21 protein-coding genes are annotated in these 19357 nt (G+C 42.8%); 5 read left to right on the forward strand and 16 right to left on the reverse strand.

The features are described from left to right. Nucleotide 1: 1 nt before the first annotated feature. From ABJF57_RS03870 to ABJF57_RS03885, 4 genes are read right to left on the reverse strand one after another with little or no spacing between them, the layout of a single operon-like run. Nucleotides 2–841 (reverse strand): DUF4349 domain-containing protein, encoded by an 840-nt coding sequence (locus ABJF57_RS03870; RefSeq protein ID WP_462231042.1) that lies wholly within the window; start codon nucleotides 839–841, stop codon nucleotides 2–4. A 41-nt stretch (nucleotides 842–882) separates the two neighbouring features. After that, nucleotides 883–1485: a MarR family winged helix-turn-helix transcriptional regulator gene (locus ABJF57_RS03875; RefSeq protein WP_462231040.1), complete on the reverse strand. Its 603-nt coding sequence runs from the start codon at nucleotides 1483–1485 to the stop codon at nucleotides 883–885. 18 nt (nucleotides 1486–1503) lie between these two features. Next, nucleotides 1504–2124, reverse strand: coding sequence for a hypothetical protein (locus ABJF57_RS03880; RefSeq protein ID WP_462231038.1), 621 nt, complete (start codon nucleotides 2122–2124; stop codon nucleotides 1504–1506). Then, a complete protein-coding gene (locus ABJF57_RS03885; RefSeq protein ID WP_462231036.1) occupies nucleotides 2124–2855 on the reverse strand; it encodes a hypothetical protein in 732 nt (243 codons plus the stop codon). The genes ABJF57_RS03880 and ABJF57_RS03885 overlap by 1 nt, the downstream gene beginning before the upstream one ends. Nucleotides 2856–3119: 264 nt before the next feature. Between ABJF57_RS03885 and ABJF57_RS03890 the strand changes: the two genes are divergently transcribed. Together ABJF57_RS03890 and ABJF57_RS03895 are read left to right on the forward strand one after the other, a co-directional pair. Next, the gene (locus tag ABJF57_RS03890; protein ID WP_462231034.1) at nucleotides 3120–3293 is read left to right on the forward strand and encodes a hypothetical protein; all 174 of its coding nucleotides are present in this window, start codon (nucleotides 3120–3122) and stop codon (nucleotides 3291–3293) included. A 103-nt stretch (nucleotides 3294–3396) separates the two neighbouring features. Then, nucleotides 3397–4584 (forward strand): tetratricopeptide repeat protein, encoded by a 1188-nt coding sequence (locus tag ABJF57_RS03895; RefSeq protein ID WP_462231032.1) that lies wholly within the window; start codon nucleotides 3397–3399, stop codon nucleotides 4582–4584. Between the two features lie 55 nt (nucleotides 4585–4639). Here the strand turns inward: ABJF57_RS03895 and ABJF57_RS03900 are convergent, their stop codons facing one another. The 11 genes from ABJF57_RS03900 to ABJF57_RS03950 all read right to left on the reverse strand — a co-directional run bounded on the left by ABJF57_RS03900 (nucleotide 4640) and on the right by ABJF57_RS03950 (nucleotide 13451). Beyond that, complete coding sequence (locus ABJF57_RS03900) at nucleotides 4640–5425, reverse strand: inositol monophosphatase family protein (RefSeq protein WP_462231030.1); 786 nt, start codon at nucleotides 5423–5425, stop codon at nucleotides 4640–4642. Continuing rightward, the gene (gene rsmI, locus ABJF57_RS03905; RefSeq protein ID WP_462231028.1) at nucleotides 5422–6102 is read right to left on the reverse strand and encodes a 16S rRNA (cytidine(1402)-2'-O)-methyltransferase; all 681 of its coding nucleotides are present in this window, start codon (nucleotides 6100–6102) and stop codon (nucleotides 5422–5424) included. Before rsmI ends, ABJF57_RS03900 begins: the two co-directional genes overlap by 4 nt. A gap of 17 nt (nucleotides 6103–6119) precedes the next feature. Then, complete coding sequence (locus ABJF57_RS03910; RefSeq protein WP_462231026.1) at nucleotides 6120–6641, reverse strand: hypothetical protein; 522 nt, start codon at nucleotides 6639–6641, stop codon at nucleotides 6120–6122. 72 nt (nucleotides 6642–6713) lie between these two features. After that, entirely contained in the window at nucleotides 6714–6950 is a 237-nt protein-coding gene (locus ABJF57_RS03915) for a 4a-hydroxytetrahydrobiopterin dehydratase (RefSeq protein WP_462231024.1), read from the reverse strand. An 11-nt stretch (nucleotides 6951–6961) separates the two neighbouring features. Beyond that, on the reverse strand, nucleotides 6962–7222 hold the full coding sequence (locus ABJF57_RS03920; RefSeq protein WP_462231022.1) for a DUF493 family protein: 261 nt from the start codon (nucleotides 7220–7222) through the stop codon (nucleotides 6962–6964). An 87-nt stretch (nucleotides 7223–7309) separates the two neighbouring features. Beyond that, the gene (locus tag ABJF57_RS03925) at nucleotides 7310–9142 is read right to left on the reverse strand and encodes a SurA N-terminal domain-containing protein (protein WP_462231020.1); all 1833 of its coding nucleotides are present in this window, start codon (nucleotides 9140–9142) and stop codon (nucleotides 7310–7312) included. Between the two features lie 168 nt (nucleotides 9143–9310). Beyond that, nucleotides 9311–10261 (reverse strand): bile acid:sodium symporter family protein, encoded by a 951-nt coding sequence (locus ABJF57_RS03930; RefSeq protein WP_462231018.1) that lies wholly within the window; start codon nucleotides 10259–10261, stop codon nucleotides 9311–9313. A 122-nt stretch (nucleotides 10262–10383) separates the two neighbouring features. Then, nucleotides 10384–11199 carry a DUF4097 family beta strand repeat-containing protein gene (locus tag ABJF57_RS03935; RefSeq protein ID WP_462231016.1) on the reverse strand — a complete coding sequence of 272 codons (816 nt, stop codon included), beginning with the start codon at nucleotides 11197–11199 and terminating at the stop codon, nucleotides 10384–10386. A 58-nt stretch (nucleotides 11200–11257) separates the two neighbouring features. Next, nucleotides 11258–12088 carry a DUF4097 family beta strand repeat-containing protein gene (locus ABJF57_RS03940; RefSeq protein WP_462231014.1) on the reverse strand — a complete coding sequence of 277 codons (831 nt, stop codon included), beginning with the start codon at nucleotides 12086–12088 and terminating at the stop codon, nucleotides 11258–11260. A gap of 15 nt (nucleotides 12089–12103) precedes the next feature. Further along, nucleotides 12104–12898: a HEAT repeat domain-containing protein gene (locus ABJF57_RS03945; RefSeq protein WP_462231012.1), complete on the reverse strand. Its 795-nt coding sequence runs from the start codon at nucleotides 12896–12898 to the stop codon at nucleotides 12104–12106. 1 nt (nucleotide 12899) lies between these two features. Continuing rightward, nucleotides 12900–13451, reverse strand: coding sequence for an RNA polymerase sigma factor (locus ABJF57_RS03950; RefSeq protein WP_462231010.1), 552 nt, complete (start codon nucleotides 13449–13451; stop codon nucleotides 12900–12902). 89 nt (nucleotides 13452–13540) lie between these two features. On the opposite strand from ABJF57_RS03950, the gene ABJF57_RS03955 reads away from it, so the two are divergent. Next, nucleotides 13541–16405: an FAD-binding and (Fe-S)-binding domain-containing protein gene (locus tag ABJF57_RS03955; RefSeq protein WP_462231008.1), complete on the forward strand. Its 2865-nt coding sequence runs from the start codon at nucleotides 13541–13543 to the stop codon at nucleotides 16403–16405. Here the strand turns inward: ABJF57_RS03955 and ABJF57_RS03960 are convergent. Next, nucleotides 16400–17371 (reverse strand): YheT family hydrolase, encoded by a 972-nt coding sequence (locus ABJF57_RS03960; protein ID WP_462231006.1) that lies wholly within the window; start codon nucleotides 17369–17371, stop codon nucleotides 16400–16402. The two genes, ABJF57_RS03955 and ABJF57_RS03960, sit on opposite strands and share 6 nt — an antisense overlap. Between ABJF57_RS03960 and ABJF57_RS03965 the strand changes: the two genes are divergently transcribed. Then, nucleotides 17365–18222, forward strand: coding sequence for a UbiA family prenyltransferase (locus ABJF57_RS03965; RefSeq protein WP_462236277.1), 858 nt, complete (start codon nucleotides 17365–17367; stop codon nucleotides 18220–18222). The genes ABJF57_RS03960 and ABJF57_RS03965 overlap by 7 nt on opposite strands. Further along, nucleotides 18219–19355, forward strand: coding sequence for a hypothetical protein (locus ABJF57_RS03970; RefSeq protein ID WP_462231003.1), 1137 nt, complete (start codon nucleotides 18219–18221; stop codon nucleotides 19353–19355). Before ABJF57_RS03965 ends, ABJF57_RS03970 begins: the two co-directional genes overlap by 4 nt. The last annotated feature ends 2 nt before the right edge of the window (nucleotides 19356–19357 follow it).

A 19357-nucleotide genomic window follows, 5' to 3' on the forward strand; every position in this document is an offset into this window, starting at 1 on the left:
ATCAAAGATCGTTTTTTTTCCGTTTGGATCGAATCTTTTTCACAATTCTCACCACAACGAATGTAAGAATGCCAAAGGGCCAAAGCGCAAGTACGTATACCATAAACGTGAGAAAGCCTTGCCATCCTGCGGAGATGGAATTTAGCAATCGGGTGCCAAAACCAGGGCGAGGTTCCTGATCCAGTTCGTAAGGTACCAACTCATAAAAGGAAACATCTACCGTGCTGAAATTGACACGGTGGCTAAGAAGCTTGAATTGCCCTTGTAGAGATTCGATCTCTGTGCGTACCTGATTGAGATTTCTTTCCACCTCCAGTATATCCCTCACACTGTTGGCTTTCTTCAAAATCTCCTGATAGCGTTCTTCCAGTTTTTTCTTGTTGGTAATGCGAGATTGAAGGTCGTAATATCGCTCCGTCACATCATCGGTATTCACCCAACGATTATCCAATTTTTTATCCTTGGTCAGGTCATTGATTAATGAGTCGAAATGCTGAGGTGGTACTTTTATACTTACATTGTAGTTGATACGATCATAGCCTTTGTTCTCATTTTCCGAGCTAATGTATGCCTCATACTTCTCGAGCAAGGAGTTAATACGGAGGTATTCTTCTTCTGTGCTTTCCACCTTGTAAGAAAGGCCACCGGTTTTCACGACCTTCTTTTGATACGCACGATCAGGTTGCTGAGGCGCGTTCGATACCTTTCTGAGTGAGCTTGCATCTGCTTCCACCACATCCTCTGCCATGAGGCCGGTTTCATACGCAGGGGCGCCTTCTTCCGAATTGCCTCCTCCGCAGGCAGCCATTAAGAACACGATAAGAATAGTGAGTGTTTTCATAGTACTAAATTTAGGGATTCAATTACAAGAATCTTACCAGATTAGCGCTCGACTTCTTGAAAGTCTTCGCAATCCAATCGAAGCTCACTGGTTAAAAGGTCTTCTTTGATGAATTGGCAGAAATGCCCTTCGTTTCTTTTTTCATAGAATGAGCATCCAAAGCACGTTCGCTGCACCTGGATGATTCCCGTCTGATTCAACCCAAAAATTATCCTCACCAGTCCATCATAAAGCTTTCCTTGATTCTCGTCACTCAAGCTATCGATGCTTTCTTTTAACGGCTTATCAAATGATTGGAGTGTCTCGGTCAACTTTTCTCCCGACCTGGAAAGTAGAATGGTATAACCTCTGGCATCTTCTCCTGTCTCTTTCTGGACTAATTTTTTCTCAAAGAGTGTTTTAATTGCATCACTAATGGTAGGTTTCTTGAGGTTAAACTCTCGCGAAAGGTGACTAACATTAGCCAGTGAGCGATCATGGTATTTGATGAACATCAGAAGTTGGATTTGAATTGGACTTAAGCCCGTCTCTTTCGACTTCTCCCATAAGAGTACTCGAAATACCTCAGATAATCGCTCAATCCCAACAACCACCTTGCTGGTTAAATCCGTTTCTTGAATTTTCGGGTCGAAGGAACTTGCCATTGCTCAAAGTTAGCAATCCTAATTACTTTGTGAAAGCCGTGTTTCCAGCTCATGCTTCATCTCATGAAGCATGAGATGACCAAAGTTGTGAGCCAGTATTTCCATCTCCTGATTAAATACCATAAATGTAGGAGTCCCTCGCAGCTGATTAAGCGTGAAAGTCAATGATATTTTCTCTTGTTTTTCTAAGTAATCCCTCACATTCCTTTGTAGCTGCTTTTGCTCAAAGATTGGCCAAAAATCGAAATTGGGATTTGTCTTACAAATAGTGTGTACAAGGTCTTCCACATTTAATTGTTCGTCGGCAGTTGAATCCATGGCTACCGGAAAATCCAAGGATAATGGATTGATATGGTATCCTTGTTTGGCAAAATAGCTCTTTGTTTCCCCGACGATCTCCGAAGACTTTAGCAGGGCTGTTGTGTTCTTCTCATTGTTAAATTCAAAGTCTTCGAATGCTGTGGATAGTCCCAGGAATGCTACTTTGTCTTTAAACTCTTCATACAAGCTATTGACAGCTGGAATGCCATAAGCGAAACAGCCAGGGCAATTGACCTGAAAGGCAAAAAGGAAGTTCAACTCTTTCAAGCTGAACTCCCCTTGCAACATTTCATCATAGTGTAGCGCTAATTTCTGCATTATTTCTGCACGGTATATGGCAAAGACAAGTCGCCTGAAGCAACACTGTATACCGCGTAGACCCCAAGCATAGGTAGATCTGGTTTTGATGCATTCACTTGCATATAAGCAGCGACACCATCAAAATTGAAATCTGTCTTTCCGCCTACACGATACGTTGGGACAACCACTTTGATTTGTTTACCTTGGGTAACTACGTGAAATCCAGGCGAATCCATATACATAGGCATTCCTGGATTCGTTGGTGGTAAAGTCACCTTGTCCTTTTCAGGATCAAATTGCTTTACAGCAAGTCCTCCGGATACTCGCTTATCTTCTACAAGTACCACCCAGTGGGGATGCCAGATGATGCCATCGTTCGCATAGTTCTTATCAAAATTTTCATCCCAAAGTGGGGTGTCATCAAAGTCCGGATGAGATGTAAGCGCAAGCGCCACAATGCCATCGGTCTCTTCAAAACCCACATCTGTAGATTGCAGATTGGTAGGGAATACATACCCCAACACTGGAGCTCCGTCCAGCTGTCCAACAGCGGTAGGCAGAGACTGGCCAGCCGTCCCTTTTACTGTAATTGAGAATACCAGATGCTCCAGCGAACCATCGTGGATGATTTCTGCTTTCGTGATTTTTAAATCCGCTGAGTTCTTAAACGCAGTACTTTCATTTTCTCCTTGAGAAAATGACTTGCAGCTAATCACAGAGATCAGCATGAGTATTAATAGGTTTTTCATGTTATATAATTAGGATTCCTAACTTTTAAATGCAAACGTACTATTTTTAGTTAGGTTTCCTAACTAATTAAGCAATAATTTGCCAAAATCGTTGAATCACCTTTAGGAGCTGGGAATGGGTTGTTTGTCTGGCTATAATTTCCTTTTAAAGTTTTTTGATATCTCCCAAAATTTTGAATAGTCACCTTTTGTAAACCTAGCATCCTCCTGCATCAAACAAGGCGTAACTATCTTTCCGTCATGTTTAACCAAAAAACTATGAACATGAAAAAGTCAATTTTTGTATTTGCATTTGTTGTTTTAGGAAGTCTATTCTGTGCCTGTGAGCAAGAAGATATTTCCCCTTCTGATGAGCTGGAGATTCAAGATTTGAATATGACAGACGGAGGAGAAGATGAAGAAGTCGGAGATCGACCCAAGGCTTCATCAGCTAGCTAATTCATTAAGAGCCTGGCAAATACCTCATTTATGGTATTTGTCAGGATATGTTTATATTCGCTAGCCTGCCACCCGATCAAAGCCGGCTAAAGAACTAAAAACAGTGAAAAAACTACTATTTGTTATTGGGGTGGTAAGTGGCATATCCTTGCAAGCGACAGAAAAGCTTGGCCAATACTACACCGGAAAAATCGACCTTAGCGAAGAAGAAATTCTTGGCGAAATTGATCAAACGATACATCAATATACGTCACATCACCTGGTTGCATACGCCTATTATCTTAAAGCTGTAAGGCTCAGAAGAGCTCATAAAAACTTTCGGGCGTATGAGTATTATGACAAAGCAATCGCTATCCTTTTTAAGTCTGATACTACCGATCACTTTCTTCATCATGCGATTCTCACGAATCAAGGAGTTATTCTCAAACATCATGGACTGGCCTCATTTGCCATCAATAAATATCGGGAAGCCCTAGCGCCTGCTTTCAAATACAGTATCAAACAAGGCTTAAGCGTCAAGTACAACCTGGGTAGAGCCATGATGTACGAAGACCCGGAGGAAGCGCTAAAAATTTTCATGGAGGAGCTAGAAATAGCAAAAAAAGAAGGACTCCCGGATAGAATGGCCAAAGCTTATTACGAAATAGGTCAGCTTTTTCTTCACGCTGAACAATTCGAAGAATCCATCGAATACTTTGAAAAAGCTGTAAACACTGCAGAAAGCGATAAAGTAAAATTCAGAGCTATTCACAATCTTTCACGACCATATGATCACACAGAGCAATTTTTAAAGCAAAAAGAAATATTAATTCGTGCGCTCAGACTTCAAAAAGAAGGCGCCATTCGTTTTACATCTCTAATGGATCTTGGGGAGTGTTTGCTAGAATTAGGTCAAAAGGATTCTGCTATAACTGTCTTGACGGAAGCAGAAGCTTATTACAACTCTCAGCCACTCAATGATGACAATGTAAAATTGTATAAATGGTTGGCTCTCGCTTCGGGAAGAAATTTTGATCATGCATGGAAGAGGGGAGACGAACTTCAAAAAATAGTAGAGACTAAAGAAAAACTAGAAGTGCTTCTTAAACGCCAAGCGATGCTTCAGTTGATCAATAGGCTTGAATTAGAAAAAACATCAGATAAAATCATCGGCGCATATCAAATTCTCGCCATTGTCGGTGGGGTTGTGGCACTTATCATTCTCTTTACCTGGCGCATCTGGTGGTACCGGGTAAGAAAAAGAGTGGGCAGAAAAATCTCAGAAGTGGTGCGTAAATGGGAGGAGGTATGACACAATTATGTGCTCCTTCGCCGTGCAAAGACTTATACCAGAGCAATCAATAGGTTTACCAAAATCGTTGAATGACGTTCAGGAGCTGCGAGTGAATAGCTCCGCCAGCTACAATTTCCCTTCCGAAAATGTAGTCATTGCCTCCTTTAAAATCGGTCACTCTACCCCCAGCTTCTTGCACAAGAATCACACCCGCGGCAATGTCATAGGAGTTGAGGTTGTATTCAAAGTAACCTCCGTAGCGACCACACGCCACGTATGCCATGTCTGCTGCTGCACTCCCCATTCTCCTGAGGCCTTGGGTATCTTTCATGAGCTGATGAAGAATTTTAAGGTATTCGTCCAACCGCTCAAATTCATAGTAGGGAAAGCCAGTGGCCAACACACAGTCAGAGAATGAAGGAGCTCCCGACACCTGTATCCGATTGCCATTCAAATAAGCGCCTCCTTGATTCCAGGCATAGAAGCATTCATCGTTGGCTACTTCATAAACCACCCCAGCAATGATTTTACCTTCATTCATGAGGCCGATGCTTACGCAGTAGTTCGGTATGCCGTGAACAAAATTTGTGGTCCCATCTAAAGGGTCAATGATCCAGGTAAATTCCTTTTGCCCTTGCGCAGTGGTTTCTTCCTCGGTGATGAAGCCTGCTTCTGGTAAGATTTTTTTCAACCCATCGATTATGCGCTTTTCGGATTCCTTATCTACATAGGATACCAAATCACTTTCTCCTTTGAATTCCACCGAGTCGTAGGAGAATCTTTTACGTTCCTCACGAATAAATGCCCCGGTCTCGCGGGCAATTGTGGATACTTTCTGAGTGACGTTTTCTAAATTCATTTGGCTCCTTCCAAAACGATTACAAATTCTCCTTTGATACTTTTCGATTCGAAGTAGGCCTGCACCTCATCGATTGTGCCGGTGACGGTCTCTTCAAACTTCTTTGTTAACTCTCTGGAAACTGAAACGTTTCGATCCCCCAAAATTTCTTTGAATTGTTGCAGCGTTTTGAGCAGCCGGTGTGGCGATTCATAGTAGACAGCCGTCCGGCTCTCATCTTTCATTGATTCTATCCGAGTCTGCCTTCCTTTTTTATGCGGCAAGAATCCTTCAAACACAAACCGTTCGCATGGGAATCCGGATTTTATGAGTGCCGGGACAAACGCTGTAGCACCCGGAAGTGAATCTACGGGGATATCGTTAGCCAGTGCAGCACGTACCAGCAGAAAGCCGGGATCGGAAATGCCTGGTGTGCCAGCATCTGAGATCTGTGCAATGGAAACACCGCTCTTTAATTTTTCGATGGCCTCTTCAACTTTCTTATGTTCATTGTGGGCGTGAAAGCTTTGCGAAGGTGTTCCAATTTCGTAATGTTTCAACAAGAACCCGGAGGTGCGCGTATCTTCCGCCAAGATGAGATCCACATTTTTGAGAACCTCTACCGCCCGGTAAGTCATATCCGCAAGGTTGCCAATGGGTGTGGGTACGAGGTACAGTTTTCCGGGCTCGATGGTCATCGCTTGAAGTTAATTATCTATTCTTGAAAAGTAATTGTGTAGTTAAACCTGTCGAGTTTATAAACACCGTTTAGTTCATGTTCCGAAGGAACGGAAAATCTCTTATAACCAAGCAAATCTTCATCTCCTAAATATTTCTCAATACACAGGTAATCTCTATTATCAAAGCACTCAATTATACTCTCAGAATGAATTCGCAAAACAGGATCGACTTGTAATTCGCTTTTATCAGAATCTCTTTCTATGAGAAAAAAAAGGTAGTTCTCTTTTTTTGACTTTAGAATCGTCCAGTCAAAAATTGCATTCATTCTATCCTCTCTGAAATCAAAACTCTTAATGAAAACGGGTTCACCCAACTTATCTACCTTTTCTGAAAATTCATAAATAAGTAGTAATAATTCATCATTCTTTGAAGATGCCACACTCAAATCCTCACTTAAATTGGTTGATGCGACCATTATCTTGACAGATGAAGTATCTGATTGAGCCAAAAGGCATATGTTGGAAAGTGATGCTATGATGAATATGAAAAATCTCATACTTTGTAAGATATAACTGTCACCTCTTTCCATAGCATGGGATTGCTTCGTCCTTCCTCCTCGCCATGACGGTTAACTTGATATTTTATCTATCGCTTGTGCCAGATTGTGATCATTCTCCGTGACTACATCTCCGGCATCATGGGTACATAACTCGATGCTCACGGTGTTATATAAATTGCTCCAGTTGGGGTGGTGATCCATCTTTTCTGCTATAATCGCCACTTGGCTCATAAATCCAAATGCGGATACAAAGTCCTTGAATTCAAAGGTTTTTTTCAGCCTGTTATCTTCTTCTTTCCAACTCATAGTTATTGATTTTAAAGTGCAATGATACCTTCAATGGTGTTGGCTTGTTTGTATACATCGACCACCTCCTGACTTGAACTCATTAGTCGGCTCAAAGTAATACTGACATATTTGTTGCCTGAGCTCGGTTTCAGCTTCACGTCGGCTCCCGGAACCAACGACTCTACTTGTGCCTGATGCTCCGGTTTAACGATAAACTTAAAGGTGTAGTGATCCGGAAACTGGTGTGTCCCTTCTAACTTTTCCAAAAATGATTTTTCGTCCCAGCTCATAGGTATAAATTAATCTATTCTACAGACTATATAAAAAAAGCCATCCCGAGAAAGTTCGGAATGGCTTTCGTAAATGTTATTTCTTATTTAGAAGAACTTGTATCTCATGTCTTCAATCTCAGCAAATTCTTTTACCGCGATATCGATATTTCTTGGAACGAACAGTCTGAAATATGAAAGTGGAAAATCTGCAATCATCGCATTTTGTCCCAACCGCTGGCGAGACACCTGAAGTGCAAATGATGAATAATCATCCAAATCAGCAGGAATGTCTTTAGCGGAAAGCTTCACGACGATGACACCATCCTGAAGACCAAAAGCTTGTGTCATTTCTTCCTCGTCCAAAGCAAACGAAAGTCCAATTGCTTCCGGTGCATATCCAATACCTGTGATGCTGCTAGAGAAGCGTTGAAAATCTGCAGTCCCTGTTTTAGCTCCATCTCCATAGGCGATGGCCAATGATTCTACATCAGAAGCATCCAGACCACTTAGTTTATTGAGAATGCTGGCTGCTTTTTTCTCGTTTCTCACTTTCAGCTCTACCTGGTACCTTACTTCGCTAAGGTTTGCAGGGCCTTTTTCTTGTTCTTCAGTCATGGCTGCTACTACATATCTTTCGCCTACTTCTTTTACTTCAGAAACTGCTCCTGTTGTGGCGTCATTGTAGAGCCAAAGCACCAAGCTTCTGGCTTCAACCATGGGACCCACACGTTGTGCATTCTTTCCAATCCTGTTTGCTTCTCTCACTGGCAGGCCTTGTTCCTCAGCCAGTCTGTTGAATTCTTCAAGGTTACCTGCTGATGCAGCGAAAAGATCCGCCTGACGGTAAGATTCATTGATGGTTTCGTCTGAGACGAAGAAATCCTTCTTCATTTTAGCCACTCTGAAAAGCACACTATCCGAAGTGATTTCGTCACGTCTAGAAAGCTTATAAAATTCGTACGATCCATTCACAATGGAAGGAGTAGAAACATATCCTACGTCTTGTCCTTTGAGCGAATCTGGAAGGTTATCTGCTGTGTAAGTAATGAATGGATAGGGATCATCTGAATTGATAATCACAAAGCTAGAATCATTTGTAGCGCTTGTCAATGACATCTGAAGATCTGCAACTTCATCCATCACAATTGCAGAATCTGCACTTGATGGCTTGATGTCAAATATCACGTATGAAAGATTTCTAGATTCTTCACGCTGAAATTCTGATTCGTGTGCATCTAGGTATGCTTGCAGTTCACTATCACTTGCGCTTATGCTAGAGTCTGACACACTCAAGAAAGGAATGTACATGTAGTCAATGGTAGCTGTAGCATTCTGATTCTCATGCTCATCTTTTGCCTCATACTTGGTTACGTAGTTGGTCTTTGTGAACAGATTGGCATACTTCTCAATTTTTCTACTTGGGATGAGCGACTGCTCAAACGAAATCCAAGAATTTCTTTGCTGTGGGGCTGCTTGCTGCAGGCTCCCAAGGAAAGCGGTGATACTTTCTTTACTGAATTGGCCTGTTTGCGGGTCTGCAAAAAATTGCATGATCTGCGGGCTAATGTTGCTCCCCTGAACCATATCCACCAACTCTGCATTGGTCACCTCAATACCCAATTCTTCAAACTGGCTGCCGTATGCTTTTTCAAGTATCAATGCATTCCAAGCTTGATTTCTAATCTGATCGGTTTCTTGTTGCAGAGGGTTTCTACCCGTGTTAAGCGCAAAGTTGTATGATAGCTCATCTACTTTGTTTTGAAATGCAACATTGGAAATGCCGTCTCCAGCAATCTCTCCTATATCCAGGTCATCTCCACCACCCAATAATGTTGAACTTCCAATGAGATCTGTTCCAATGAAAGAAACCATTGTGACCATGATTGCTCCCACCACGATCTTACCCATCTTATTTCTCAGTATTCCTATTAGTGCCATGTTATTTCTCGTCTGCTCTTTTAATAAGGTCGGCAAAAATAAAGAAATAATTTGCTATTGACCCACAGAGTGGGTTTTTAAAAAAGTATAGTAATCACCAGACTATCATAAGGTTAGTCTCAGTACCTTCTACTTCTTTGTAAGAGTCGTGCGATCGGTGGATTACCCTTAAACATTTGATATCTCCGATTGAGTGACAAGTGAGTTTTTATTCCAAAAAAAGGCCAGACTCAAGCCGGAAATGATGTGCCAGATTCCCCACCATGCTGCCACAATTGCCATCCCGCCAAGGCCGTTGAAAAAACTGAAAATTAAGATCAAACCCAAACCTGAATTTTGAATGCCTGTTTCTATGGCGATAGATCTTCGTTCTGCCTGCTTCAACCGAAACATTTTTCCTATTTGGTAGCCTGCTGTAAGTGCAATTGCATTGTGGGCAAGTACCAATAACAGTACCAGGTGGATATATTCTAAAAACAAGTTGAAGTTGGCGCTAAAGGCAATGCAAACGATCGCTACAAAAATGAAAATGGAGCTATAGTGCATGATTGGGTGCAACTTCTCAGCCACCTTTGGTTTCCAGGTTCTGAGTAACATGCCTAATACAATAGGCACCAGCAGCAGCAGCGAAATGGTTTTTAGTAATTGCCAAAAATTCAAGTGTACTTCTGTAAGAATGCTAGCTGTTGGTGCATACAGACTTGCCCAAAGTGTGAGATTGATGGGCGTCATCAAGATGGCGAGGGTACTGGATACGGCTGTGAGGCTTACCGATAGTGCTGTGTTTCCGCGGGCCATGGCTACCATAAAATTTGAAATGTTGCCTCCTGGACACGCAGCTACCAACATCATTCCCAGCGCGAAACTAGGTCTGGGCTGCACAATGAGTATCAATAGAAAGGTGAGTGCGGGAAGAACAAAGAACTGCGAGAGCATTCCAACCAGTGCCGCTTTTGGATTGCGAATGACGCGAAGAAAATCTGCTAATCGAAGATTGATCGCTACACCAAACATGATGAAACCAAGGCTCAAATTGAGGTAAAAGAGATTGGCCTCACTGAAGTTGAGTCTGACTTGATCTATGACTTCCACCGTAGCAATATAATAATTGACCGTCATAGCGAGCGACAAAGGAGCAGAGCAATCTCAAATCAAAGAGATCCTTCTTCCCTCAGCATGACAGTATTCATTGTGTCATCCTGACGAAGGAAGGATCTCCTTGATTGATTTTCTAATCCATTCTATTCTTTCCGAATAATGATATCGCCGTGCATATTTTTGAAGGTAAACTCAGGGCCACCACCATTAATATCTCCAAATACCCAGGAATTGATAGAAACTTTGTATGCTCCACCATCTGTCTTCACTTCTGGCTTAGAACGATCCACTGTCATTTCAAAATCCGTGAAGATCTCTCCTCTGTCTGATTTCATTTTTGCTCTCGCCTTTACATTTGCAGGGAAGGTCACGTCAACATCGCCATTTAAGGTTACAAATGACATAGGCTCGTTTGCTTTTATTGATTTGAAATTCACCAGAATGGTTCCATTTACTGTGTTGGAAATAATCGACCCACTCATGTCCTTCAAGGTAAGGGGTCCATTTACGGAAGAGATTTCATGTGTGCCATTGATCCCGGCAACTTCTACCTTGCCATGAACTGTTGATACTTCCAGGTCAAAATTCGCTGGAATCTTGATGTTCAAGTCGATCGGCTTCTTCCATGAATTGGTTTCTACTTCCACTACATTGTTGCTTTCTGAAGCTTCAAGTTCCACCGGACTACTGGAAATTCGCTTCATACCCGATGGGATATCTCTCTTTCTGTCTTCACCATGATCATGATCATCACAACTATCGCAACCTTCTTCTGTTCCGGCAATTGCTTCGATGATCACTTCTTTCCCGTTGTAAGCTTCAATGATGATATTGCCTCTTACCTGGCTTACTTCCAGTTTTCCTCTTTTATCTGGTGAGCTCAATGGCACGGCTATTTGTTCTTGCGCCCAGGTACTTCCTGCCGCAATGAGTAATAATATGGTTAATAATTTTTTCATTTCTTTATGTGTTTTAGTTTTTGCCAAGCTTGTCGTTTGGCTTAATTTTTTTGTCCGCTTATCGCGTAGATCTTTTTAGGTATACATTTCCATTGATGCTCCTGAAGGATAATTCTGGTCCATTCGCCCCAATCTCTACACCCGTTTTAGTCCCAATTTTAAACTTGCCATTTTCATTGCTTTTCTCCACTTTCGGACTCATCTCCTGATAGTCGAAAGCCGTGTACATATCACCATTCATGGTATCGAAATACACCTTAGCGCTGAAGTCATTCGGTAGTTCAAAATTGAAATCGCCATTGACCGTATTGAAGTCTATTGCCTCTTTAGGGCTCTCCAGAAAGCTGATTGTAACATCACCGTTCACTGTAGAAGCTTGCAGGACTTGCCTTGCGTTTTTGATTTCTACTTTACCGTTCACATTGCATGCCTTTACTGGCCCCTCTACATTTTTCACCAGCACATCTCCTCGGTTTATCGTCTTGGCTTCTAGTTTTACACCCTTGGGAACCTTCAGGCTGTACTGATACTTAAAATCATACTTCGGACTATCTCTCATGTCGTATCCTGAATAATTTCCCCATTTGCACTTCTTAATGAATGGCGCTTTGGTATAAAACATGAGTGAGTCTTTCGTCTGCATTTCTCCCAATTCCAGTTCTTCTTTTGCCTTGGCAAGAAGTGCCTCCGTACTCGCGGACATCACAATAGTCAGGGAGAGATACACCTTGTTATCATTGGAGGTTTCCACCACTATATCTCCGTTGATGTTGTCAATTACAACAGCCATTTGGCTGGGGTTATCGAGAGTGTATGTTTTGTTGATTTCCACCTTGTCCTCCTTGAGGTCGGGGTTAATCAGTGCTATTAAAATGAGTAATAAGTTCATGGTCCTTTTTTGAGTTTATGTGTTTTTGAGTGTCTTTATGCTTTCATTCAGCTTTTCTTTTACAAATTCATCCTTCGTGCTTTTCTGCAATTGCTCCAGTTCATCTACCGAAGATTTCTCTTGAATAGCTACCAGGACATCTGCTATTGCTATCAACACCAATGGTGACTCTTGCTTGGTTAGCGCATCCACCAGTGCTTGTCGTACATTGGGTTCATCCACATACCTTACCAATGACTCAAGGCTGGCAAGTCGCACGTTTACATTTTCGTCCATGTTGAGTGTTGCGATCAACGCATTGACCACTTTCTCATCGGCATTGGGAAGGTCAGCAGCCATATTCACGGCTCGGATCCGTTCATTTGCTTTTGGTTGTTCAATCAGCGTCAGCATCATCATCTCCTTCATGCTTTGAATCTCATTGCTCAGCTGTATGATGTCCTGTTTTTGATTTTGTGATGGAGGCATCCACCACCCGATAAACAAGCCCATAACCAAGGCTGCTAACCCCACCTGCCAGCTACTGGTCATGCGTTCTACTATCCAGTCTAGCACATTCGGACGAGCCGTTTGTTGTTTTTCAGCATAGGCAGTCAGCATCCCTGCAAACCTTGCGTCCATCGCTTCTGATGGTTCCGGCCTTTCTATCGCTGCAAAGAGGTTCCAGGTCTGCTCTAACTCCTTTAGTTCGGAAGCCACATCAGGATTGGCTTCCAGAAATTGTGCAAGTGCTTTTTCTTCATTTTCACTGATGTCTCCCGTCAACTTATCTTGCCACAGCTCCGCTGCTTTTTTCTTATTTATTTCCATCTTATGCGTCCAGTTTTATGTAGGACTCCCGTAGTTCTTTCAATATTCTATGCACGCGCACTTTGATTGCGCTCTCTGTTACGCCTAGCATCTCTGCCACCTTTGCGTATTTCACCTTTTGGAATCGAACCAGCTCGATCAGCTCCCTCTTTTCTTCCGAAAGGCTTGCTAACGCTTTCTTCAGGTAATTCAATTCATCTGATCGTTCCATTTCTACCTCCTTATTTTTGTTTTCGCTGAGACGCTCTTCGTAGGGGTTCATATCCTCTTTGAAAGCGTATCGTTTATTCTTTCGATAATGATCGTGATGCACATTGCGCGCCATTTGAAACGCCCACACTTCAAAATCACCTGTGTCTTTATATGAATGCTTATACTTCAAAATCCGCATAAACACATTTTGCACCAGGTCTTCACTCGTGGCTCCATCGTTGGTCATTCCGTAGAAGAATCCAAAGAATCGGCGGCTGTATCGCTTATAAAGAAGGTCGAGTTTTTCTACCTCTCCTTCTTTTACTTTCAACATTAGGCTGTGATCTTCCAGTAGGTTCATTCGGTGCATTCTGACAGGGAAACTGAAGTAATTTCGGAAGGTTACATGGGGATTGGAAATTTTCTCAAATTCATGCGTAGGTTTGAAGCATGAACTTCACTGACCTTCAAAAGGAGCTAAAAGGAGAACTCCATACCGATGAAGCCATCAAGCGCATTTACGCGACAGATGCTTCTGCTTACCGTGAGGTTCCGCTGGCAGTAGCCATTCCTAAGGTCGAAGAGGACATTCAGAAACTCATCCATTTTGCTCAAGAAAATCAAACATCGCTTATTCCGCGTACTGCCGGAACATCACTGGCGGGCCAAGTTGTTGGTGGTGGGATAGTTGTAGATGTCTCGAAGTATTTTACCAACATTCTTGAAATCAATACTGAAGAAGAATACGTTTGGGTGCAGCCAGGTCTTGTACGTGATGAGCTCAATCGAGCGCTTGCCGAGCACGGTTACTTCTTCGCCCCTGAAACCTCCACAGCCAATCGTGCCATGGTGGGTGGAATGATTGGAAACAACAGCTGTGGGTCAAACTCGGTAGTGTATGGAAGCACACGGGAGCACTTAGAAGAAGTCAAGGCTTTCCTTTCGGATGGATCATATGTGCATTTCAAAGAAACCGAGGATTTACGAGGATCGTCAGATCTGGAAACTCAGCTCTATGAAAGTATCTCAGAGATTCTATTGGATGAAGGCAACGTAGAACGGATCAAGCAAGAGTTTCCTAAACCAAATATCCCCAGAAGAAACACAGGCTACGCATTGGATCTGCTGGCCGGCATGCAACCATTTAATGCCAAAGGAAAACCATTCAATTTTTGCTCTCTGATTGCTGGATCGGAGGGAACGCTTGCTTTTGTTACCGCTGCAAAACTCAAGATCACCAAGATTCCGGAAGGCTTCAAGCGCCTGGTTTGTATTCATTGCAAAAGCATAGATGACGCGCTCAAAACCAATCTCATTGCACTCAATTATCAGCCATACGCCTGTGAACTAATGGATCACTACATTCTAGAAGCAACGGCAAGGAATAAGGAGCAAGCAGCCAACCGATTCTTTGTGGAAGGTGAACCAAAGGCCATTTTGGTTGTAGAGTTGATCGGTGAGACGGAGAAAGAAGTAGACATTCGCATTCTCCATTTTCTCACAGAGCTAGGCAAACAGCGATTGGGCTATGCCTTCCCCATTATCCGAGGAGAAGACATTGCTAAAGTGTGGAACCTCCGCAAGGCTGGACTGGGCTTGCTCTCCAATATTCCTGGCGACACTAAGCCTGCACCTGTTATTGAAGACACTGCTGTAGATGTCCAGGACCTTCCCAATTACATTGGCGATTTTAACAAAGTCCTTCAAAAGCATGACCTCTACAGCGTGCACTATGCGCACGCCGGATCTGGTGAATTGCACCTTCGTCCATACTTGAATCTGAAGACTGATGAAGGAGTTAGGCTCTTCCGAACCATCGCCGAGGAGATTGCCACATTGGTGAAAAAATATGAGGGGTCATTGTCCGGCGAACATGGAGACGGCCGTTTGCGAGGAGAGTTTATTCCCAAAATGATCGGTGAAGAAAACTATCAGCTCCTCAAGAAGGTGAAGAAAGCCTGGGATCCAGCCAATATTTTCAATCCGGGCAAGATTGTAGATACTGCGCCGATGGATACGTCTCTTCGTTATGAAAAAAATCAGGAGACTCCGGCTTATGAAACGATGTTGGACTTTTCCAAAGATGAGGGCATTGTCCGCTCGGCTGAATTATGCAATGGCTCAGGAGACTGTCGCAAATCTGAGCTGACTGGAAGCACCATGTGCCCGAGCTATCAGGCTACTCGGGACGAAAAGGATACTACGCGAGCAAGAGCCAACATCCTTCGCGAAATGCTTACCTGTTCTAAAGAAGCTAATCCCTTTGCTCAGCCGGAAATCAAAGAAGTAATGGACTTATGCCTTTCGTGTAAAGGCTGTAAAAGTGAATGCCCGTCAAATGTGGACATGGGCAAACTAAAGGCGGAGTGGCAATATCAGTCCATGAAAGACACGGGAACCCCCTTTCGAACAAAGATGATTGCCAACTATGCGAAAAGCATGAAGCGATTCGAAAAGATCCCCTGGGCATATAACCTGACCCGTAATGCCTCTAAGCCCATGTTAGGTTTTGCCGCCAAGCGATCGATTCCTAAAATGGCGAATCAGACACTTCGATCATGGTTTGATAAAAAATTCCATTCCCTTCAGCGTGAATCCAAAAAGACCGTTTACTTTTTCTTTGATGAGTTTACCAACTACCTGGATGTAGAAATAGGTAAGAAGGCGATTATGCTTCTGGACCGCATGGGCTATGAAGTGCGAGCTGCCAATCATGCAATCAGCGGAAGAGCCTATCTATCCAAAGGGATGCTGGAAGAAGCACAGAAGCTAGCAAAGGAAAATGTGTCTCTTTTCCATTCCCTTCTCAAAAAAGATGTATGTCTGGTAGGAATCGAACCTTCTGCAATCCTCACATTTCGTGATGAATACCCTGATTTACTGCGAGGTAAAGAAAAAGAGCACGCACTGAAAGTGGCTGATCAAACCTTCACAATCGAAGAATTTTTAGCAAAGGAAATCGATGCTGGAACCCTCACATCTTCAGATTTCCCCAGAGCTAAACAAAAAGTATGGGTTCATGGCCATTGTCATCAAAAGGCGCTTTCGTCAATGACACCCACAATGAAGGTGTTGAAGACGGCCGAGAATTTCAAGGTGCAAATGATCCCGAGTGGCTGCTGCGGAATGGCCGGCTCGTTTGGTTATGAAAAAGAGCACTTCGATGTATCTATGAAAATCGGTGAACTCGTATTGTTTCCTAAAGTGAGAGCGGCAGATGAAGACACCATTATTCTTGCTTCCGGCACTTCATGTCGCCATCAAATCTGGGACGGTACAGGGAAGGTAGCCCGGCACATCGTGGAGATTTTATAGCTTTAATTCTCTTATCAGGAATTCCTCAATTCTCCGGACATACCACCGTTTTCCATCCTTCTTTTTGCTAAATCCCATGTGTCCTCCATATTTAGGTGTTTCCAGGTAGACAAATTCATGCTGCTCGCATGCATCATAAGGGAAACAGTTTTTCGATAGGAGCGGATCATTCTTTGCATTCACAATGAGCACGGGAACTTTAATGCAGGAAAGAAACTGCTTGCTTGACCATCTCGAATAGTATTCGCTTATGTCAGAAAAACCCTGATTTTGAGACAATACATAGGTGCTGATCAGCTCTTCTAAGGAGTTGATTGTTTTGAGCTTATCCAAATCAAATCTCTCTGGAAAAACGCTGGCCTTTCGCTCAATCTTTCTTTTAAATTTTTTGATAAAGCTTCTCTCGACCCAACGATTCATGCCCTTGCTCAATTTCCGTGAAGCTTCTGACAAGTCCATCGGTGTGGAAAATACGATCCCACATTTGATTGAATCACCACAGATTTCACTGCCCAGATAGTTTAACACAAAGTTGCCCCCCATGGAGAATCCAAGCAAAACGACCTGATCATAGCTTCCTTTTGCCATGGCATGGGTAATGACCTCATGCAAATCATGAATATCCCCATAATCATAGAAGCGGGACTTGCTATTCAAATCTTTGCTGCAGCTTCGGTAATGCCAGACCAGTACATCAAAGCTGTTGCTTGCAAAATAGGTCGCTGACTCTTGAATGAAATGATCTTGCGAGTTTCCTTCGAAACCATGGGATACGATAATCAATGCATTAGCATCGTTTCTTATCCAATCCAGGTCTATAAAATCACCATCTTTCAGTTCAAAGCGCTCACGCTCGTAGGATACCTTGTTGTTTTTTGAGAGAAAGTATGGTGCAAGTGTTTCCTGCCATGCATTAAAGTAGTATGCCGGCCTTTTTAAATAACTTGATTCCTTTATTATTGGCATTTGTAACGCATTGTACTTCTGTGCTCCAATATACTTTCAAAATTTTCAAAGCAACTCTTTACACGATCAGGCCATCAGCTACCATCGGTGCATGCTTGCTAGCACTTGCCGCTTTTAATCCTCAGATAGGTGATATCTCCTTGGTGATTCCGCTCTTAACTGCCGCCTTCTTTGGTGGCTCCTTTTGCTTTCTGGTCAATGACATTTATGACAAGGAAAAGGATCTTTTGAACAACAAAAAAAGACCCATTGCGACGGGGGTAATTCCAATGAAAACGGCCATTGGCATCTCTACGGCCTTTATGCTTTTATTCTTAATTTCAACTTGGTTTCTGGGGATTTACACCTTTGCATTGTCATTCGGGTTTCTGGCCATGGCCATTACTTATTCCTTTATCAATGCAAAAACAGGACTCTTTGCCAATGTTGTGGTGGCACTGATCGTATCAGGTACACAATGGGGTGTGGCTGTTATTAAACCAGACCACTACCTCTTTGCAACCGCTTTCTTCTTGTTCTTTTTCACCATCCCGCGAGAAGTGTTGCTGGATTGGCTGGACCTCTCTGGAGATGAAAAATCAGGTAAGCAATCGTTCCCTATGAACCATTCTTCAGCAAAAGTGAACCAACTCATAGTAGCGAGTTTGGTTTTGGGTTCCGCCTCCATCCATTTCATCGCCGAACAAACCACAAATACCTTATCGCTAACGTTCTACATTTTAGCATTAATTACTTCGTGGGTTTCATTTGTCCCATTTTTTAGAAGCGCCAACGATCAAGGAGCTTTGCTGAGCGTAAGATTATCCCATGTTACGTTTGCATTTCTTATCCTTGCTTTATTCAGCCGATGACTAAAACTATCGTTTCTTTCAAGCTTCTATGCAGTGGAATACTCATTCTGCTCTATCTGCCTTGCTATTCCCAGCAATCAGAAGTTGAAATGGTGCGCAAAATTCAATCCTTTCAGATAGTAGAGGATCAATTTTATGATTCTGGACTGTTTCCTTCCAAGCGAACCTGGAGCTTTTCCAGTAAGCCAGTAGAAGACAACACCATTTTTTTCACAGCATCCATTGTTTCAACGCTCCAAATGGTGCATGCTAAGCTTGATAGCAAAAGTCGGAAAATGGTGGATTCCATGATCTCAAATGCAGATCAATTGTATCCTAAATACAAGAATCGAGGCGGTGGGGTCACGTACAGCTTTTGGCAAACGGTCGCTCCTGATCTGCCATTTCCCAACGGAAGCAAGCTTATTTCCAATGAAAGGCTACGTCTGCCTGACGATTTTGATACCTCCATTTTAATCGCCCTTGCCCAAGAGAAGAATGACAGTGCAGACCTGCTGTTAAGAAATCGCATGGTTGGTTATTCCAGTAGAGAAAACAGGGAAGATGTCAAGCTATTCACTCCCCAAGAATATCAAGATGTGAAAGCGTATGAAACATGGTTTGGGAAGGATATGCCTCAAGCCTTTGACTTGAGTGTTATGTCAAATGTGCTTCTCTATGTGATGCGACAAGGTTTTGTGTGGAATGCATACGACAGTGCCACTGCTTCCTTGATTAACACGATGATCTTGAATGATGATCATCGTTTACGAACATCCGATGTTTCGTTTCATAGCACCTCTCCTGCTTTGATACTGTATCATGTTGCTCGGTTAATTGCTGTTGATAACATTGGCCATTTCGATGAGGCCAAAGCCAAAGTGCTTGGAGACTTAGTGAGCCTCTTGGACGTGGTAGAAAATGAGGTAGAAAAAGTGATGATACTTTCTTCGCTTCATCGCTTAGGCTATGAACCCTCTGCCTCAATCGATTTTGATAAGCTCAAAGCAGATGTCAAAACTTTCAGTTTCTTTTCTGTAAACCCTTTCAACATGAGCAAGGGAGAAAGCAGATACCTTCCATCGGTAAGGTGGGTGTCTGAAGCATACAACTGGACACTTATGCTGGAACTGCTCCTCTTAGAAAAAGAATAGAG

Origin of the sequence: Ekhidna sp. (assembly GCF_039940915.1) — a bacterium.
Lineage (GTDB): Bacteria > Bacteroidota > Bacteroidia > Cytophagales > Cyclobacteriaceae > Ekhidna.

Excerpts from the sequence above, each read along its gene's own strand:
- ABJF57_RS03930 (WP_462231018.1), bottom strand. The coding sequence starts at position 10,261 with ATGACGGTCAATTATTATATTGCTACGGTGGAAGTCATAGATCAAGTC.
- ABJF57_RS03870 (WP_462231042.1), bottom strand. The coding sequence starts at position 841 with ATGAAAACACTCACTATTCTTATCGTGTTCTTAATGGCTGCCTGCGGA.
- ABJF57_RS03960 (WP_462231006.1), bottom strand. The coding sequence starts at position 17,371 with ATGCCAATAATAAAGGAATCAAGTTATTTAAAAAGGCCGGCATACTAC.
- ABJF57_RS03935 (WP_462231016.1), bottom strand. The coding sequence starts at position 11,199 with ATGAAAAAATTATTAACCATATTATTACTCATTGCGGCAGGAAGTACC.
- rsmI (WP_462231028.1), bottom strand. The coding sequence starts at position 6,102 with ATGACCATCGAGCCCGGAAAACTGTACCTCGTACCCACACCCATTGGC.
- ABJF57_RS03920 (WP_462231022.1), bottom strand. The coding sequence starts at position 7,222 with ATGAGCTGGGACGAAAAATCATTTTTGGAAAAGTTAGAAGGGACACAC.
- ABJF57_RS03915 (WP_462231024.1), bottom strand. The coding sequence starts at position 6,950 with ATGAGTTGGAAAGAAGAAGATAACAGGCTGAAAAAAACCTTTGAATTC.
- ABJF57_RS03885 (WP_462231036.1), bottom strand. The coding sequence starts at position 2,855 with ATGAAAAACCTATTAATACTCATGCTGATCTCTGTGATTAGCTGCAAG.
- ABJF57_RS03925 (WP_462231020.1), bottom strand. The coding sequence starts at position 9,142 with ATGGCACTAATAGGAATACTGAGAAATAAGATGGGTAAGATCGTGGTG.
- ABJF57_RS03900 (WP_462231030.1), bottom strand. The coding sequence starts at position 5,425 with ATGAATTTAGAAAACGTCACTCAGAAAGTATCCACAATTGCCCGCGAG.
- ABJF57_RS03880 (WP_462231038.1), bottom strand. The coding sequence starts at position 2,124 with ATGCAGAAATTAGCGCTACACTATGATGAAATGTTGCAAGGGGAGTTC.
- ABJF57_RS03875 (WP_462231040.1), bottom strand. The coding sequence starts at position 1,485 with ATGGCAAGTTCCTTCGACCCGAAAATTCAAGAAACGGATTTAACCAGC.
- ABJF57_RS03890 (WP_462231034.1), top strand. The coding sequence starts at position 3,120 with ATGAAAAAGTCAATTTTTGTATTTGCATTTGTTGTTTTAGGAAGTCTA.
- ABJF57_RS03955 (WP_462231008.1), top strand. The coding sequence starts at position 13,541 with ATGAACTTCACTGACCTTCAAAAGGAGCTAAAAGGAGAACTCCATACC.
- ABJF57_RS03940 (WP_462231014.1), bottom strand. The coding sequence starts at position 12,088 with ATGAACTTATTACTCATTTTAATAGCACTGATTAACCCCGACCTCAAG.
- ABJF57_RS03950 (WP_462231010.1), bottom strand. The coding sequence starts at position 13,451 with ATGAACCTACTGGAAGATCACAGCCTAATGTTGAAAGTAAAAGAAGGA.
- ABJF57_RS03970 (WP_462231003.1), top strand. The coding sequence starts at position 18,219 with ATGACTAAAACTATCGTTTCTTTCAAGCTTCTATGCAGTGGAATACTC.
- ABJF57_RS03945 (WP_462231012.1), bottom strand. The coding sequence starts at position 12,898 with ATGGAAATAAATAAGAAAAAAGCAGCGGAGCTGTGGCAAGATAAGTTG.
- ABJF57_RS03910 (WP_462231026.1), bottom strand. The coding sequence starts at position 6,641 with ATGAGATTTTTCATATTCATCATAGCATCACTTTCCAACATATGCCTT.